This is a genomic window from Streptomyces sp. NPDC014995 (genome assembly GCF_043080745.1).
Lineage (GTDB): Bacteria > Actinomycetota > Actinomycetes > Streptomycetales > Streptomycetaceae > Streptomyces.
Genome location: NZ_JBIBVX010000002.1, coordinates 565,233 through 580,094, shown reverse-complemented (window position 1 = coordinate 580,094; position 14,862 = coordinate 565,233). Strand labels below are relative to the sequence as shown.

Genomic DNA, 14,862 nt, shown 5'->3' with positions numbered 1-14,862 from the left:
CCGGATCCGGCGGTGGGGGGGGGGGGTTGTTGGGGGGTTGGGGGGGGTGGGGGGGGGGTGGGGCGGCCGCCCCCGGGGGGGGGTTTGGCCGGCCGCAGCCCCGAGTAGGGCTGATCCGGACGACAGGCCCTAACCCCCCACCACCTCCCCCAACACCCGCGCCGCGCGCTCCACGTCCGCGAAGCCCACGTACAGCGGGGTGAAGCCGAAGCGGAGGACGTCCGGGTGGCGGAAGTCGCCCACGACGCCCCGTTCGATCAGACGCTCCATGATCTTCCCGGCGTCGTCGCAGCGCAGTGCCACCTGGCTGCCGCGCTCCTCGTGGGCGGCCGGTGTCAGGGATTCGGCCCGGCCCCGCGGGACGTACTCCCCGACGCACTCCAGGAAGAAGTCGGTCAGGGCGAGGGACTTGGCGCGGACCGCGTCGATCGACACGTCCTGCCAGACGTCGAGTGCCGCCTCCAGGGCGAGCATGGACAGGATGTCGGGCGTTCCGACCCGCCCGCGCAGCGCGCCCGGGGCCGGCTCGTAGGCGGGGCGCATGCCGAAGGGCTCGGCGTGCGAGTTCCAGCCCGGCAGCGGGGAGTCGAAGCGGTCCTGGTGGTCACGCCGTACGTACAGGTACGCCGGTGAACCCGGGCCGCCGTTCAGGTACTTGTAGGTGCAGCCGACCGCGAGGTCCACGCCGTGCTCGTCGAGGCCCACCGGCAGGGCGCCCGCGCTGTGGCACAGGTCCCAGACGGCGATCGCACCCGCCGCGTGGACGGCGGCGGTCAGCCCCGGCAGGTCGTGCAACCGGCCGGTGCGGTAGTCGACGTGGTTCAGCAGCACCGCGGCCGTACGGTCCGACAGGGCCGCCGGCACCTCCGCCGGGGTCACGGGCCGCAGTGTGCGGCCGGTCAGCCGGGCCGCCGACCCGGCGATGTACCCGTCCGTCGGGAAGGTGGTCGCGTCGACGAGGATCTCGTCCCGGTCCTCCGGCCCCAGCCGCACGGCGCCCACGAGCGCCTTGAAGACGTTGACGCTCGTGGAGTCGCCGACGACGATCTGGCCGGCGTCGGCGCCCACCAGCGGGGCGATCCGGTCGCCGATCCGCTCCGGCGCCGTCCACCAGCCGCTCTCCTCCCAGGAGCGGATGCGCAGCTCGCCCCACTGCCGGCGTACGACGTCCTCGACGCGCCCCGGGACGGAGACCGGCAGCGCGCCCAGCGAGTTGCCGTCGAGGTAGACGACCTCGTCCTCCAGCACGAACGCGGCACGCCGGCCGGCCAGTTCGTCACCGGCGTCCAAGTGTGCTGCCCTGAAAGTCAGTTCAGACATGGGAACGCGCCGTCCACAGCTCGGGGAACACGTTCTTCCGCGCGCGCTTCTCCAGCCACGCCACCCCGGCCGAGCCGCCCGTGCCGGTCTTCGCGCCCATCGCGCGGCGGGTGGCGACGAGGTGGTCGTTGCGCCAGCGCCACACCAGCTCGGCGACATCGGTCAACGCCTCGCCGAGCCGCGCGAGTTCGTCGCTCTCGTCGCCGGCGTAGAGCGCGGTCCAGACCGCCTCCACCTCCGGCGACGGCTCGTAGCGCCGCGAGACGTCACGCTGGAGGACCGAGTCCGGGATCGCGTGCCCGCGGCGCGCCAGCAGCCGCAGCACCTCGTCGTACAGGCTCGGCTCGTGCAGCGCCTTCTCCAGCTCGGCGTGGACGCGCGGCGCGCCCCGGTGCGGGACCAGCATCGACGCGGACTTCTCGCCGAGCAGGAACTCCATCCGCCGGTACATCGCCGACTGGAAGCCGGAGCCCTCGCCGAGGGCGGAGCGGTACGCGTTGAACTGGGCGGGCGTGAGCTGGCCGAGCGGCTTCCAGGAGGCGTTCAGCGCCTCCAGCTCCCGTACGGAACGCTTCAGCGCGGCGATCGCCACCGGCACCCGGTTCTCGCGCAGGGCCTGGGCCGCCGTCTCCCACTCGTGGACGATGACCGTGAACCACAGCTCCATCACCTGGGTCGTGACCAGGAAGACCATCTCTCCGGGGTCGTCGGAGAGGGTGTGCTGGAGGTGGGTGAGCACGTCCGCCTTGACGTAGTCCTCGTACGGCGTCGTGCCGGCGAAGTCGAGATGCGGGGTCTCGGGCTCTTGGGTCTCCTGAGCCTCATGGGACATCGCTGTCTCCTGTTGTGTACTCCGGGTAGCGGTCCGCCCCTGCCGTTACCGACACGGGGGCCCCGGTCCCCACCGGCATCCTCCGCATCGTCACCCGAAAGTGCAAGGCCCGCCTGATCACACAGGCGGGCCCGGGACTCGGAAGGACGCCGCCGAGGCTCTCGGCACGGAGTGCGGAGGCTGCCGGAGCGGCTACGGACCGCCTAGCCCAGCGTCTGCGCCGCCGTCGGCGAGGAGTCCTTCAGGAACTGCGTGCAGCGCTCGTACTCCTCCTGCTCGCCGATCGCCTGCGCGGCGCGGGCGAGGGCGTGCAGGGCGCGCAGGAAACCGCGGTTCGGCTCGTGCTCCCAGGGGACCGGGCCGTGACCCTTCCAGCCGTTGCGGCGCAGCGCGTCCAGGCCGCGGTGGTAGCCCGTACGGGCGTACGCGTACGACTCCACGACGCTGCCCCGCTCGAACGCGTCGTCGGCGAGCTGCGCCCAGGCGAGGGAGGAGGTGGGGTACTTGCCGGCGACGTCGGCGGGGGCCGTGCCGCCGGCGAGCAGCTCGCGGGGCTCCGGGTCGTCGGGGAGGTGGGTCGGGGGCGGACCCCCGAGGAGGTTTTCGTGAATGGACATGGGACCAGTCTGGAGGATCCGTCGCGGCTACGGGGGCACGGGCCGGTCCGGTTCCCCGCGAACCGACGGCCACCGTCCCGCCGACGGCCCTACCGCCCCGCCCCCGACGGCCGACCCATGACACTCCCGCGCCCCGCAACCAACGACAACCGTCCCGCCGACGCCGCTACCGTCCCGCCCCCAACGGCCGACCCGTGACACTCCCGCCCGACCTCAAAACCCACGACCACCATCCCGCCGACGGCGCCACCGCCCAGCCACCACCCGCCGAACCACGATTCCCTGCCCCCGCCGCCGTCCCTCTGACGACCGACGACCGACGGCCACCATCCCTCACCCATACCGCCCACTACCGCCCACTACCACCCGTCTCCAACGGCGGAGCCGCCACGTTCGCGTGCCTTCTGCACTCCGGTCGCCGGCAGTCCTCCCCGGGCCGGCGCACCATCCCGAGGGCCATCACCGCCCCCACCACCAGCACACCCGCGCAGATCACCATCGCCCGCCGGAACGCGCCCTCGAAGGCGTCCGCCGAGCGGTACGCCTCCTCTCCCATCCCGGTCAGCAGCGGCAGCGCGGCGACGGCGACCAGGCCCGCCGCGCGCGCCGCCGCGTTGTTGATGCCGCTGGCCAGGCCCGCGCGGTCGACGTCCACCGAGGCCAGGACGGTCGCCGTGAGGGGGGCGACGAGGGTGACCATGCCGAGGCCGAGGACCAGCACGGCGGGCAGGACGTCGGCCGCGTACGAGGCGCCGGGACCGGCCCGGAGCATCAGGAGCATGCCCGCGGCACAGAGCAGTGGGCCCACCGTGAGCGGGATGCGCGGGCCGATCCGGTCGGCCAGCTCGCCGGACCTCGCCGACAGCAGCAGCATCAGCACGGTCGCCGGCAGCAGTGCCGTGCCGGCGCCGAGGGCGGAGTAGCCGGACACCACCTGGAGCTGGATCACGGAGAGGAAGAAGAAGCCGCCGAAGGCGGCGTACACGCACAGGGTGACCAGGTTGACGGCGGTGAACTGGCGGGAGGCGAAGATGTCCGGCGGCATCATCGGATCCGGCCGGCGCCGCTCGACGTGTCCGAAGGCGACCCCCGCGGCGACACCGGCCACCCCGGCGAGGGCGGCGGTCACCGCGTCCGCGCCCGCCTCGATCAGCGCGTACGTCACCAGGCCGAGCGCCAGCGCGCCCAGCACCGCGCCGAGGACGTCGAAGCCGCCGTGCACCCGTCCTCCCCGCGACTCGGGCACCTGCCGCAGCGCCACCGGCAGGCACAGCAGCGCCAGCGGCACGTTCAGCAGGAACACCCACCGCCAGCCCGGCCCGTCCACCAGCCAGCCGCCCAGGAACGGGCCCACGGCCGCCCCGATGCCGCCGAACCCGGACCACAGGCCCACGGCCCGGCCCCGGTCGTCGGGGTGGAAGGAGGCCTGGATGAGGGCGAGGGAGCCGGGCGTGAGGAGCGCGCCGCCGATGCCCTGCAAGGCCCGGGCGGCGACGAGCACTCCCGCGTTCGGGGCGAGCCCGCACAGCAGCGAGGCGGCGGCGAACCACACCACCCCCACCACGAAGACCTTCCGCCGGCCGTAGCGGTCGCCGAGCGAACCGCCCAGCAGGATCAGCCCGGCCAGCGTCACCATGTACGCGTTGACCGTCCACTGGAGGGCGGCGAGGCCGGCGCCCAGGTCACGGCCGATGCGGGGCAGGGCGACGTTGACGACCGTCGAGTCCAGCAGGGCCATGCTGGAGCCGAGCACCGTGGTGAGCAGGATCCACTTGCCCTGCGAGGAGGCCAGCCGGACGTCGGGCATGGTCCCAGGTATACAGCGAGCCCGGTGCCGAAGCACCGGGCTCACCGCGAGCCGCCTGGGGAGCCAGGGGCTACTTGATCTTCGTGCCGGCCGAGCGCAGGTTCTGCGTCGCCTCGACGACACGCGCGGCCATGCCCGCCTCGGCCAGCTTGCCCCAGGTGCGCGGGTCGTAGGTCTTCTTGGAGCCGACCTCGCCGTCGACCTTCAGGACGCCGTCGTAGTTCTTGAACATGTGGTCGGCGACGGGACGCGTGAAGGCGTACTGCGTGTCCGTGTCGATGTTCATCTTGACGACGCCGTTCTCCAGCGCGGTCGCGATCTCCTCCTCCGTGGAGCCGGAGCCGCCGTGGAAGACGAAGTCGAAGGGCTGGGAGCCGGCCGGCCTGCCGAACTTGGCGGCGACGCCCTCGTTCAGCTCCTTCAGCAGGTCGGGGCGGAGCACGACGTTGCCCGGCTTGTACACGCCGTGGACGTTGCCGAAGGAGGCGGCCAGCAGGTAGCGGCCCTTCTCGCCCAGGCCGAGGGCCTCGGCGGTACGGATCGCGTCCTCGGCCGTGGTGTACAGCGAGTCGTTGATCTCGTGCGAGACGCCGTCCTCCTCGCCGCCGGTCGGGGTGATCTCGACCTCGAGGACGATCTTCGCGGCGCGGGCCTTCTCCAGCAGCTCCTGCGCGATGGAGAGGTTGTCGGCGAGGGTCTCGGCGGAGCCGTCCCACATGTGCGACTGGAACAGCGGGCCCAGGCCGGCCTCGACGCGCCTGCGCGAGATCTCCAGCAGCGGACGCACGTACCCGTCGAGCTTGTCCTTCGGGCAGTGGTCGGTGTGCAGGGCGACCGTGACCGGGTACTTCTCGGCGACGATGTGCGCGAACTCCGCGAGGGCGACCGCGCCGGTCACCATGTCCTTGCTGTACTGGCCGCCCAGGAACTCGGCGCCGCCCGTCGAGATCTGGATGATGCCGTCGCTCTCCGCCTCCGCGAAGCCGCGCAGAGCCGCGTGCAGGGTCTGGGTCGAGGTGACGTTGATGGCCGGGTAGGCGAACTTGCCTGCCTTCGCCCGGTCGAGCATCTCGTTGTAGACCTCGGGGGTTGCGATGGGCATTCGTCCGCTCCTTGGGTGTGCGGGTTGGCTTTCTGCGTTTACGGCCCTGACCTAGACCTTGGGTGCGACGTCATCGTCGTCCCCATCTTTCCAGACATGCGCGGATGGTCCACGCGCCGGTCAAGTCCAGGTCAAAAGGGGGCGTCAGTCCAGACCCAGTTCATCCTTCGAGAAGGCGAACAGGTACGGCACCCCGGCGCCCTCCTGGATCTTCTCGGCGGCGCCGGTCGCGCGGTCGACGATGGTGGCGACGGCCACGACCTCGGCGCCCGCCTCGCGCACCGCCTCCACGGCCGCCAGCGGCGAGCCGCCGGTGGTGGAGGTGTCCTCGACGACCAGGACCCGGCGGCCCCTGATGTCCGGCCCCTCGACCCGCCGCTGGAGCCCGTGTGCCTTCGCCGCCTTGCGTACGACGAAGGCGTCGAGCGTGCGGCCACGCGCGGCGGCGGCGTGCAGCATCGCGGCGGCGACCGGGTCGGCGCCCATGGTCAGACCACCCACGGCGTCGAAGTCCAGCTCGGCGGTCAGGTCCAGCAGCACCTGGCCGACCAGCGGGGCGGCCTGTCCGTCGAGGGTGATGCGGCGCAGGTCGACGTAGTAGTCGGCCTCCAGACCCGACGACAGGGTCACCTTGCCGTGCACCACGGCCTTGTCCTTGATCTGCTGCAGCAGCGCGCCGCGTACGTCACTCATACCGGCCAGCTTAGAGGCGCGTCCACCGCCAGGTCGTCGTGGCCTCCAGCGGCTCCAGGGGCGTGACCAGGCGCGGGAGGGTGTTCAGGCCGTTGGGCGGGCCGGTCTGCGGCTCCACGCACACGGCGGCCTCCTGCTCGTCGTAGACGACGACCCACTGCTCGCGGCTGGTCACCGTCAGCTCCAGCCGGCCCGGCCAGGTGAGGGTGACGTCGACACCGTCCGGCATGCCGAAGCAGTCGTCCCAGGGGCCGGGCTTCGGCTCGACACGGTTGCCGGTGGGCAGGTGGTCGTCGCCGCGCTCCTCCTGCCAGGCGGGGGAGAAGTCGATCCGCACCTCCTCGTCGGCCCCGCCGCCCAGGTTCCGGTTGAACCACGGGTGCCAGCCGATCTGCGCCGGGAAGGACGACTCGTACGTCTCCACCGCCATGGACAGGGTCAGCGCGTCCTCGGTCAGCGCGACGATCTGCGTGACCCGCCCGGGGTGGGGCCAGGGCTCCACCAGGTCGTAGGTCAGGACCGCCTCGTCCGCCGAGCTGCGGGCCACCCGCCAGGCGCCGTCGCGGACGGTGCCGTGGATGGCGTGCGGCGGGGCGTTCAGGGGCATCTGGTGGACGGTCGCGCCGTCCCGGAAGCGGCCGTCCCGGATCCGCCCGCACCAGGGGACCATCGGGAAGCAGCCGAACCGTTCCCCCTGCCGCAGCAGCTCCGCACCGCCGACGCGCAGCCCTCCGACCCGTCCGCCGTTGCCGGGCTGCACGGTCACCTCCGCGTCGCCCGCGGTCAGCGTGATGTCTTCGTCACTCACGGGACGACCCTACCGAGGCGATCAAGAGGGCGTCGGGGTCACCTGCGGCGCCGCAGCACCCTGCCCACCACGATCGCCGACGCCACGACGAACGCGGCCGCCGGGGCCGCCCAGCGCAGCACGCTGTGGGGGACGACGGTCTGCGGCGCCGGGACCGGTGCGTACCGGCCGCGCGGCGGGGCGTGGTCGACCTCCTCCGCACTGCGCCCGATCATCGTCCGGCGCGCGTGCGCGGCTTCGGCGGGGGGTTCGGCGGAGGACGGGAAGTCGTCGACGTCGTCCGCCTCGCCCACGGCCGCCAGGTCGTCGGCGCCGTCGAGGTCGTCGAGGCCCGACGCGGGGATCTCGGCCTCGAAGACGGTCGGTGACTCGTCGGCGGTCTCCGGCGTGTCCCGTACGGCCGTGTCCTCGGCGGTGTCCTCGGCTCTGTCCTCGACCGCTTCGTCGGGCGCTGCCTCGGCCGCTTCGTCGGGCGCCTCCTGCGCCGCTCCCGCCCCCAGGTTCCCCCCGAAACGGTTCAGCAGCCGTACGACCGCCCCGTCCACCGACTCCGCGGGGAGTTCCGTGATCCGGCCGTCGGCGGAGGCCGTGCCCTCGACGCGGAGCGCGGTGCCGCCGTCGGACTCCGCGAGCCGCACGGTGAGCGCGAGCTTGACCGCACCCGACCCGCGGGCCTCGGTCGCGTCGCCCTCCACGGCGTACGTGCCGTCCTCGCGGGCGGTGACGCGCAGGGTGCCCCGGTAGGTGATGGTGTGGCCGCCGACGCGCACCTTCAGCCGGCCGGCGACGGGATCGCTGCCGGCGTCCTGCTGGAGTCCGGGGACCGCCCGGGCCACCTGCGTGGGATCGGCGAGTGCCGCCCGCAACCGCTCGACCGGAACCGGAACGAACACCTCATGCTCCATAGCAGCGGAGCCTACCCAGGGGCGCGGCGGTACACCTCCCCTCTGCCACAACTTGCCCGGCGCGGGTGGACCTCACGGGGAGCTGCCGCCCCGGCCTCCGCTGCCGGCCCGAACGGCCTCGCCCTCCGGATGCCGGACCGGCACCGGCACTCGCCCGCGTCCTCAGTGACGCGGATGCACCAGCGTCGAGGCCCGCACCCCCGCCATCGGCGGCCCCAGCGGCCGTTCGTCGTGGTCCAGGGGGAGGGTCGGCCGGGTGGCCGTGCCGGCCAGGACGAAGCCCCAGTCGCGGGGGGCGCGAGAGGTGTCCTCGGTGCGGTCGGCGCCCGTGGTGACGCCGGTGTCGCGGCCGTCGACCCGGTAGGGGGCCGTGCGCAGGCCCGCCGCGCGCATCGTCGTCTCGACCGTCCAGAAGACGCGGGGACGGGAGGCGACCGGGCCGGCGTGGACGACGAGGCGGCCGCCGGGGCGCAGGGCGCGGCGGGCCAGGCCGTAGAACTCCTGGGAGTAGAGCTTCGTACTGGCCGTGATGCCGGGGTCGGGCAGGTCGGCGATCACCACGTCGTAGCTGGCGGGCGGGGTCCGGCGCAGCAGGCCGAAGGCGTCGGCGACGGTGACATGGACGCGGGGGTCGTCGTGGGCGTGCCCGTTGAGGCGGGAGAGCGGTGGGTCGGTGCGGGCGAGGCGGATCAGGCCCGGGTCGGGTTCGACGACGTGGACGTGGTGGGCGTCGGGGTGGGTGAGGACCTCGCGGACGGCCAGTCCGTCGCCGCCGCCGAGGACCAGGACGCGGGTGTGGGGACCGTGCATCGCGGGGTGGACCAGGGCCTCGTGGTAGCGGCGTTCGTCCTGGCCGACGGTGCGGAGCCGGCCGTCGAGGTAGAGGCCGAGGGGGCGGCCGTGGGTGCCGCCGGTGAGGACGATCTCCTGGACGCCGGTGTGCAGGGCCACGCGGACGTCGTCGCCGTAGAGGGCGTGGCGGGCCTCCCGTTCGAAGTCGTCGACGTGGACCGCGGCGGAGGCGAGGACGCCGAGCACGGCGACGGTGGCGGCCGGCAGGAGCCAGCGGGCCCGGCGGGTGAGGTCGCGGCGGAACAGGCCCAGGACCAGGGCTCCTCCGGCGATCACGTTGACCGCGCCGGTCAGCAGGGAGCTCGTCAACTGGCCCAGGAACGGCAGCAGGAGGAAGGGGAAGGCGAGGCCGCCGACCAGCGCGCCCACGTAGTCCGCGGCGAACAGGTCGGCGACCGCGCCGCCCGCGTCCTGGCGGCGGATGCGCTGGATCAGCTCCATCAGCAGGGGGACCTCGGCGCCGATGAGCAGGCCGATGGCGAGGGAGAAGGCGACCAGCAGGACACGGGGGCCGTTCGCCCACAGGCCGCCCCAGTCGCCCGTCCAGGCGAACACCGCGTACAGCGCCATCGCGCTGCACCCGCCGATCAGGGCGAGCGCCACCTCGACCGCGGCGAAGCCGGCCGCGCCGAGGCGGCGCAGCCGCTTCGCGACGAGGGAGCCGATGCCCATCGCGAAGACCATGACGGACAGCACGACGGAGGCCTGGGTGACCGAGTCGCCCATCAAGTACGAGGCGAGCGCGACCAGTTCGAGTTCGTACACCAGGCCGCAGGCCGCGCAGACGAAGACGCACGCGAGGACCAGGAACCGCCCGGTGTCCGGCCGGACGGGGAGCCGCGCGGGGCCGCGCCCGGCGGATGGGGCACCGGGCGGGGCTGGGGCGTGCGGTTCGATCACGACTGCGACGTTACGTCACGGGTGGGGGACGTCATGTCACCCACACGTGTGGAACTGGGCGTCGGGCGGGCGCCGTGGGTTTGAGCGGCCGCCATGGGGATTGTCCGGAACGGCGCCTCATCCGACCGGCACTCTGGCCCCCACTGTCGTCCGCGTCGTCACCAACTGCCCGTCCTGCGGATAGGCGTGCCACGTGCGCCAGTGCACATGCCCCTCGTGGCCCAGGGCGAGGAGGGCGGTGAAGGCGTGCGGGCTGCCGGGGAAGACGCCGACGAGGCCGTGGGGGTGGTCTGAGACGAGGGCCAGCAGTTCCTGGGCGCGACCCGCGAACTGACCGGGTGTCAGGACCTCGACGCGGGCCGCGAACTCGTACTCCCAGTCGCCGACCCGCTTGGCCACGCCGAGCGGGAGCGGGGTGCTGCTGCCGGGGAGGCACGCGACCGTCTCGGAACAGAAGCCGCGTTCCTCCTCCAGCAGCACCTGGTGCGAGGCGCCGAGCAGTCTCAACTGAAGCTTGGCTCCGGACAGTTCGAGGTCGAGTGCGGCCAGTGCGGGCAGCGGCTCGCGCCCCAGGGCCCAGGCGAGATCGTCCGCACGTGTGTCGGTGTAGGCGGTGTTCAGGTTCGTGAGCATGACTCGGCTCCGCTGGAACGCAAAGGAGAGGGAAGGTCCGGCGCACCCCGGTCGACACCGGGGGGTCCGGCCCCTGCCGGCCCGGTCTGGGAGGGCGTCCGCGCGGGACGTCCGTGGGGGTCCGAGGGCTGCGTTGGGGATTTAGAGGGAATCATGAACAGTGGCGCTGCCACAGCGTTTTTACCCAACTTCGTGGTGTTTCCATCCCTCAGAGGGCTCCACAGTTCAATTGTTCAACCATGGCGTGCGCCGTGCGGCCCGAAAGCGCTTCCGCGCGCCCCGCCGCCGTACGCGGCCGTACGCCGCCGTACATGGTGCGACCGCGGGGCGCCCTCGGTCGAGGGCGGCCCCGCGGTCCGGATACGGCTCCCCCTCGGGAGCTCAGCTGCCCCGTGTCAGCTGCCTCCGCCGCATCCGCCGCCGCCTCCTCCTCCCCCGCAGGACGAGCCGCCGCCGCAGGAGTGGCCACCGGAGTGGCCGCCGGAGTCCCCGCCCGAGGACGAGCCGGTGTCCCCGGCGCCGAACACCCACCAGCTGCTGGAGGAGTCCGTGCTGTGACGGTGACTGCCGCCGGAGCGGCCCGACCGTCCGGCGCTGGACGTCCCCTGGTACGCCCCCCTGTACTGCGTGCGGCTGTTCCTGCGTGCGGCGGCGGTGACGACCGCCACCACGACCAGGACCGCGATCACCGCCAGGATGATGCCGAGGATCATGGCGCCACCCTCCTTCCGTTCCCCCGAAGCGGCCCCCCGTGGGCGCCTCGCGTCATCTGTGACCGTTGCGTGAACGGGGGATGCCCGCCCGCCTCACCGGCCAAAGCACACTTGAGGAAGTCCAGAGCTTCGACGCAGGATGACCGGCATGACCTCCACCGCACGCCCCTTCCTCAACCGCCGTCTCGCCGCGTTCGGGACGACGATCTTCGCCGAGATGTCCGCCCTGGCGGTGCGGACGGGGTCGATCAACCTCGGACAGGGTTTCCCCGACACGGACGGGCCCGAGGAGGTGCGGGAGGCGGCCGTGCGGGCGCTGCGGGACGGGCGCGGCAACCAGTACCCGCCGGGGCCGGGCGTCCCCGAACTGCGCACGGCGGTCGCGGACCACCAGCGCCGCCGCTACGGCCTGACCTTCGACCCGGACACGGAGGTGCTCGTCACCGCGGGCGCCACGGAGGCGATCGCGGCCACGCTGCTGGCGCTTCTGGAGCCGGGGGACGAGGTGGTCGCCCTGGAGCCGTACTACGACTCCTACGCGGCCTGCATCGCGATGGCGGGCGGCACCCGCGTGCCGGTCACCCTGCGGCCGGACCCCGAACGGGCCCGTTTCCGGCTCGACCTGGACGAGCTGCGGGACGCGGTCACCGACCGCACCCGGCTGCTGCTGATCAACACCCCGCACAACCCGACCGGCACGGTCCTCACCCGGGCCGAGCTGACCACGATCGCCGAACTGGCGGTGGAGCGTGACCTGCTGGTCGTCACCGACGAGGTGTACGAGCACCTGGTCTTCGACGAGGCCGAGCACGTGCCGCTGGCGACGCTGCCGGGAATGCGGGAGCGGACGGTGACGATCGGAAGCGCCGGCAAGACCTTCTCGTTCACCGGCTGGAAGGTCGGCTGGGTGACGGCGCCCCGGGAACTCGTCTCGGCCGTCCGCTCGGCCAAGCAGTTCCTGACGTACGTCGCCTCCGGGCCCTTCCAGTACGCCGTGGCCGAGGCCATGCACCTGCCCGACTCATACTTCGCGGACTTCCGCGCGGACATGCTGGCCAAGCGGGACTTGCTCGCGGGCGGCCTGGAGCGGGCGGGCTTCAAGGTCTTCCGCCCGGCTGGCACGTACTTCATCACCACCGACATCCGGCCCCTCGGTGAGAGCGACGGTTTCGCCTTCTGCCGCGCCCTGCCCGAACGCTGCGGGGTGGTGGCGATCCCGAACGCCGTCTTCTACGACCACCGCGAGCAGGGCGCGCCCTTCGTGCGGTTCGCCTTCTGCAAGCGGACGGAGGTGCTGGAGGAGGCGGCCGCCCGGCTCAAGACGCCGACCGCATGACAGCCGACCGGCGTACCGGCACACGTACACGGCTACCCCGAGCCGCCACGCACCCGCACCGCGGCGCCGCCGCACCGGGAGCCCTTCACTTCGTCACCACCGACATCCGGCCCCTGGGCGCGAGCGACGGCCTGGCCTTCTGCCGCTCACTGCCGGAGCGGGCGGGTGTGGTGGCCGTTCCGAACACCGTGTTCTACGACCACCGCGAGGCGGGCGCCCCGTTCGTGCGGTTCGCGTTCCGCGAGCGGACGCACGTCCTGGAGGAGGCGGTGGGGCGGCTCGAGGCGCTCACGGGCCAGCCGACGCCCGAGCGGCTCGCGGGCCAGCCGACGCGCCGTCAGTTCTCCTACTGCACACGTCCGGACGCCTTCTGCTCGCGGGCGCGCGGCTCGCTGTGCATGGTTCGGATGTGACCCATGCCAGCACGCTCATCCCGCACGCCGTCACGCGTCCCGACGCCTCATGCGGCACCTCACCCGTCGTCGACGTCCGGGCCCGGCTGCGGCCGGCCCGGGCCGCGGCCACCGCGGTCGGCCTGTTCGCCGCCGCCCGGCTCGTCGGGGTCGCCGTTCTCGCCCTGGCCGCCTGGGCCACCGGCCGGCAGCCGCTCGCGCTGCTCGGCCGGTCCTGGGACTCCCTGTGGTACCTGGGGATCGCCGCGCACGGGTACGGCCGCACCCTGCACTTCCGGCCGGACCTCGTCCACAGCGACCTGGCGTTCTTCCCGCTCTATCCGGCGCTGGTGCGGGTGATCACCGCGCTGAGCCCGCTCGGCGGCGGCGCGGCGGGGCTGGTGGTGTCGTGGACGGCGGCCGCGGTGGCCGCGTGCGGGATCTACCGGGTGGGCGCACTGCTGCGCGGGCGGACGGTGGCCACCGCGCTGGTGCTGCTGTGGGGGCTGCTGCCGCACTCGGTCGTGCTGTCGATGGCGTACACGGAGCCGGTGCTCACCGCCTTCGCCGCCTGGGCGCTGTACGCCGTGCTGTGCGGGCGGTGGGCGGGGGCGGGCCTCCTGGCCGCGCTGGCGGGGCTGTCGCGGCCGAACGGGTTCGCGGTGGCGGCGGCCGTGGCAGCGGCGGCCGGGTGCGAGGTGTGGCGGCACCGTCGGCACCTCCGCCGGGTTTCCCACAGGCTGTGGACGGGCGTCGCGCTCGCCCCGCTCGGCTGGCTGTCGTACGTGCTGTGGGTGGGGGCGCGCACGGGCGATCCGCTGGGCGGCTACTTCACCGTGCAGCGGCTGTGGGGCTCGCGCTTCGACTTCGGACGCGACGCACTCCGTTACGTGAAGCACCTTCTGCTGCACGGGGAGCGGCTGGTCTCCCCCATGACCATGGTGATCGTCGCGGCGGCGATCGTGCTGTTCGCGCTGCTGGTCGCCGACCGCGCGCCGCTGCCCCTGCTGGTCTACAGCGGGGTCCTGCTGCTGATCGCGCTCGGCGGGTCGGGCTTCTTCGAGTCGAAGCCCCGGTTCCTGCTGCCCGCGTTCCCGCTGCTGCTGCCGCTCGCGACGGCACTGGCGCGGACGGCGAAAGCCCGGCCCTGGCACGCGACCGTGGTGGTCGTGGCCCTGGCCGGGCTCTCGTTCGCGTACGGGGCGTATCTGGTGGTGCTCGCCGACACGCCGCTGTAGCGAGGCGTTACGCGTCGTCGCCCTCCTCGGGCTTGTCCGCGTCGTTGACCTCCTTCTCCAGGCCCAGCTGCTCCACGAGCCACTTGTCGAACTCGATGGCGGCACGGACCCAGCTCACCGTCGAGGAGACGAAGAGCTCGATGTTGACGCCGGCGCCGATCAGCATCTGCGCCTCGCCGATGAGGCGGACGGTGCCGTCGTCGTGGGTGTGCGTGTAGACCTTGGGCCACAGGGTGCGGCGGTTCCAGTCGTCGACGGACTCCAGCAGCTGCGCCTTGTCCTCGAGCTGGTGGGGCCGGTCGTAGAACGTCCGTACCGAGTAGACCGCCTGGTCGCCCTCGCCGCGGAACATGAAGTACGTACGGAATTCCTCCCACGGCGCCGCGAGGTCACCCTCGTCGTCGACGACGTACTTCAGCTCCATCTGGTCGAGAAGCTGCTTCACGAGGTCCTGATCCGGAACGACGGGGCCCGCCGGTCCCTGGGGCTGCGGCTCGGGCTGGCCCCCGAAGTTCGGAATCGAGGACGGGTCGATGGTCACCGTGATTTTCCCTTCGTACGGATCCCGCCATCCTCCCCCAGGGGGGGCGGGGGATGGCAACCCCGGCTCGGCGTGTAAGCCGTGGGCTGACATGATCCGGCCGTTCCCTTCCATGGTGCGGCCAGGAAGGCCGTCACCGCACGGCGGTCGGCCTCGCGGTGGGGTCCGGTGAT

Annotated in this window: 15 protein-coding genes; 3 read left to right on the top strand and 12 right to left on the bottom strand. The window is 73.0% G+C overall.

Annotated features, from left to right (window positions below; translation table 11 throughout):
- Nucleotides 1-129: 129 nt before the first annotated feature.
- The 11 genes from kynU to ACF1A1_RS07035 form a co-directional block, all read right to left on the bottom strand.
- Nucleotides 130-1,320, bottom strand: a complete 1,191-nt coding sequence (gene kynU, locus ACF1A1_RS07085) for a kynureninase (protein WP_391646241.1) — start codon at nt 1,318-1,320, stop codon at nt 130-132.
- Nucleotides 1,313-2,152: a tryptophan 2,3-dioxygenase family protein gene (locus ACF1A1_RS07080; protein ID WP_391646239.1), complete on the bottom strand. Its 840-nt coding sequence runs from the start codon at nt 2,150-2,152 to the stop codon at nt 1,313-1,315. The genes kynU and ACF1A1_RS07080 overlap by 8 nt, the downstream gene beginning before the upstream one ends.
- A gap of 203 nt (nt 2,153-2,355) precedes the next feature.
- Entirely contained in the window at nt 2,356-2,769 is a 414-nt protein-coding gene (locus tag ACF1A1_RS07075) for a DUF3151 domain-containing protein (RefSeq protein WP_391646237.1), read from the bottom strand.
- A 349-nt stretch (nt 2,770-3,118) separates the two neighbouring features.
- The gene (locus ACF1A1_RS07070; protein ID WP_391646235.1) at nt 3,119-4,576 is read right to left on the bottom strand and encodes an MFS transporter; all 1,458 of its coding nucleotides are present in this window, start codon (nt 4,574-4,576) and stop codon (nt 3,119-3,121) included.
- A gap of 70 nt (nt 4,577-4,646) precedes the next feature.
- Nucleotides 4,647-5,678, bottom strand: coding sequence for a class II fructose-bisphosphate aldolase (fbaA, locus tag ACF1A1_RS07065; RefSeq protein WP_391646233.1), 1,032 nt, complete (start codon nt 5,676-5,678; stop codon nt 4,647-4,649).
- 144 nt (nt 5,679-5,822) lie between these two features.
- Nucleotides 5,823-6,371 (bottom strand): orotate phosphoribosyltransferase, encoded by a 549-nt coding sequence (gene pyrE, locus ACF1A1_RS07060; RefSeq protein WP_391646231.1) that lies wholly within the window; start codon nt 6,369-6,371, stop codon nt 5,823-5,825.
- 10 nt (nt 6,372-6,381) lie between these two features.
- Nucleotides 6,382-7,179, bottom strand: coding sequence for an aldose 1-epimerase (locus tag ACF1A1_RS07055; protein WP_391646229.1), 798 nt, complete (start codon nt 7,177-7,179; stop codon nt 6,382-6,384).
- Between the two features lie 38 nt (nt 7,180-7,217).
- Complete coding sequence (locus ACF1A1_RS07050; RefSeq protein ID WP_391646227.1) at nt 7,218-8,084, bottom strand: SRPBCC domain-containing protein; 867 nt, start codon at nt 8,082-8,084, stop codon at nt 7,218-7,220.
- Nucleotides 8,085-8,246: 162 nt separating this feature from the next.
- On the bottom strand, nt 8,247-9,836 hold the full coding sequence (locus ACF1A1_RS07045; protein ID WP_391646225.1) for a polyamine aminopropyltransferase: 1,590 nt from the start codon (nt 9,834-9,836) through the stop codon (nt 8,247-8,249).
- A 117-nt stretch (nt 9,837-9,953) separates the two neighbouring features.
- Nucleotides 9,954-10,469, bottom strand: coding sequence for a DUF2617 family protein (locus ACF1A1_RS07040; protein ID WP_391646223.1), 516 nt, complete (start codon nt 10,467-10,469; stop codon nt 9,954-9,956).
- 395 nt (nt 10,470-10,864) lie between these two features.
- A complete protein-coding gene (locus ACF1A1_RS07035) occupies nt 10,865-11,182 on the bottom strand; it encodes a hypothetical protein (protein WP_391646222.1) in 318 nt (105 codons plus the stop codon).
- 139 nt (nt 11,183-11,321) lie between these two features.
- Between ACF1A1_RS07035 and ACF1A1_RS07030 the strand changes: the two genes are divergently transcribed.
- From ACF1A1_RS07030 to ACF1A1_RS07020, 3 genes are read left to right on the top strand one after another with little or no spacing between them, the layout of a single operon-like run.
- Nucleotides 11,322-12,518 carry a pyridoxal phosphate-dependent aminotransferase gene (locus ACF1A1_RS07030; protein WP_391646220.1) on the top strand — a complete coding sequence of 399 codons (1,197 nt, stop codon included), beginning with the start codon at nt 11,322-11,324 and terminating at the stop codon, nt 12,516-12,518.
- On the top strand, nt 12,515-12,931 hold the full coding sequence (locus ACF1A1_RS07025; RefSeq protein ID WP_391646218.1) for a hypothetical protein: 417 nt from the start codon (nt 12,515-12,517) through the stop codon (nt 12,929-12,931). Before ACF1A1_RS07030 ends, ACF1A1_RS07025 begins: the two co-directional genes overlap by 4 nt.
- Nucleotides 12,928-14,148 carry a mannosyltransferase family protein gene (locus ACF1A1_RS07020; protein ID WP_391646216.1) on the top strand — a complete coding sequence of 407 codons (1,221 nt, stop codon included), beginning with the start codon at nt 12,928-12,930 and terminating at the stop codon, nt 14,146-14,148. Before ACF1A1_RS07025 ends, ACF1A1_RS07020 begins: the two co-directional genes overlap by 4 nt.
- 7 nt (nt 14,149-14,155) lie before the next feature.
- Here the strand turns inward: ACF1A1_RS07020 and ACF1A1_RS07015 are convergent, their stop codons facing one another.
- On the bottom strand, nt 14,156-14,689 hold the full coding sequence (locus tag ACF1A1_RS07015) for a YbjN domain-containing protein (RefSeq protein WP_391646214.1): 534 nt from the start codon (nt 14,687-14,689) through the stop codon (nt 14,156-14,158).
- Nucleotides 14,690-14,862: the final 173 nt, after the last annotated feature.

Coding starts and splice junctions, on each gene's coding strand:
- kynU (WP_391646241.1), bottom strand. CDS start 1,320: ATGTCTGAACTGACTTTCAGGGCAGCACACTTGGACGCCGGTGACGAA.
- ACF1A1_RS07080 (WP_391646239.1), bottom strand. CDS start 2,152: ATGTCCCATGAGGCTCAGGAGACCCAAGAGCCCGAGACCCCGCATCTC.
- ACF1A1_RS07075 (WP_391646237.1), bottom strand. CDS start 2,769: ATGTCCATTCACGAAAACCTCCTCGGGGGTCCGCCCCCGACCCACCTC.
- ACF1A1_RS07070 (WP_391646235.1), bottom strand. CDS start 4,576: ATGCCCGACGTCCGGCTGGCCTCCTCGCAGGGCAAGTGGATCCTGCTC.
- fbaA (WP_391646233.1), bottom strand. CDS start 5,678: ATGCCCATCGCAACCCCCGAGGTCTACAACGAGATGCTCGACCGGGCG.
- pyrE (WP_391646231.1), bottom strand. CDS start 6,371: ATGAGTGACGTACGCGGCGCGCTGCTGCAGCAGATCAAGGACAAGGCC.
- ACF1A1_RS07050 (WP_391646227.1), bottom strand. CDS start 8,084: ATGGAGCATGAGGTGTTCGTTCCGGTTCCGGTCGAGCGGTTGCGGGCG.
- ACF1A1_RS07040 (WP_391646223.1), bottom strand. CDS start 10,469: ATGCTCACGAACCTGAACACCGCCTACACCGACACACGTGCGGACGAT.
- ACF1A1_RS07035 (WP_391646222.1), bottom strand. CDS start 11,182: ATGATCCTCGGCATCATCCTGGCGGTGATCGCGGTCCTGGTCGTGGTG.
- ACF1A1_RS07030 (WP_391646220.1), top strand. CDS start 11,322: ATGACCGGCATGACCTCCACCGCACGCCCCTTCCTCAACCGCCGTCTC.
- ACF1A1_RS07025 (WP_391646218.1), top strand. CDS start 12,515: ATGACAGCCGACCGGCGTACCGGCACACGTACACGGCTACCCCGAGCC.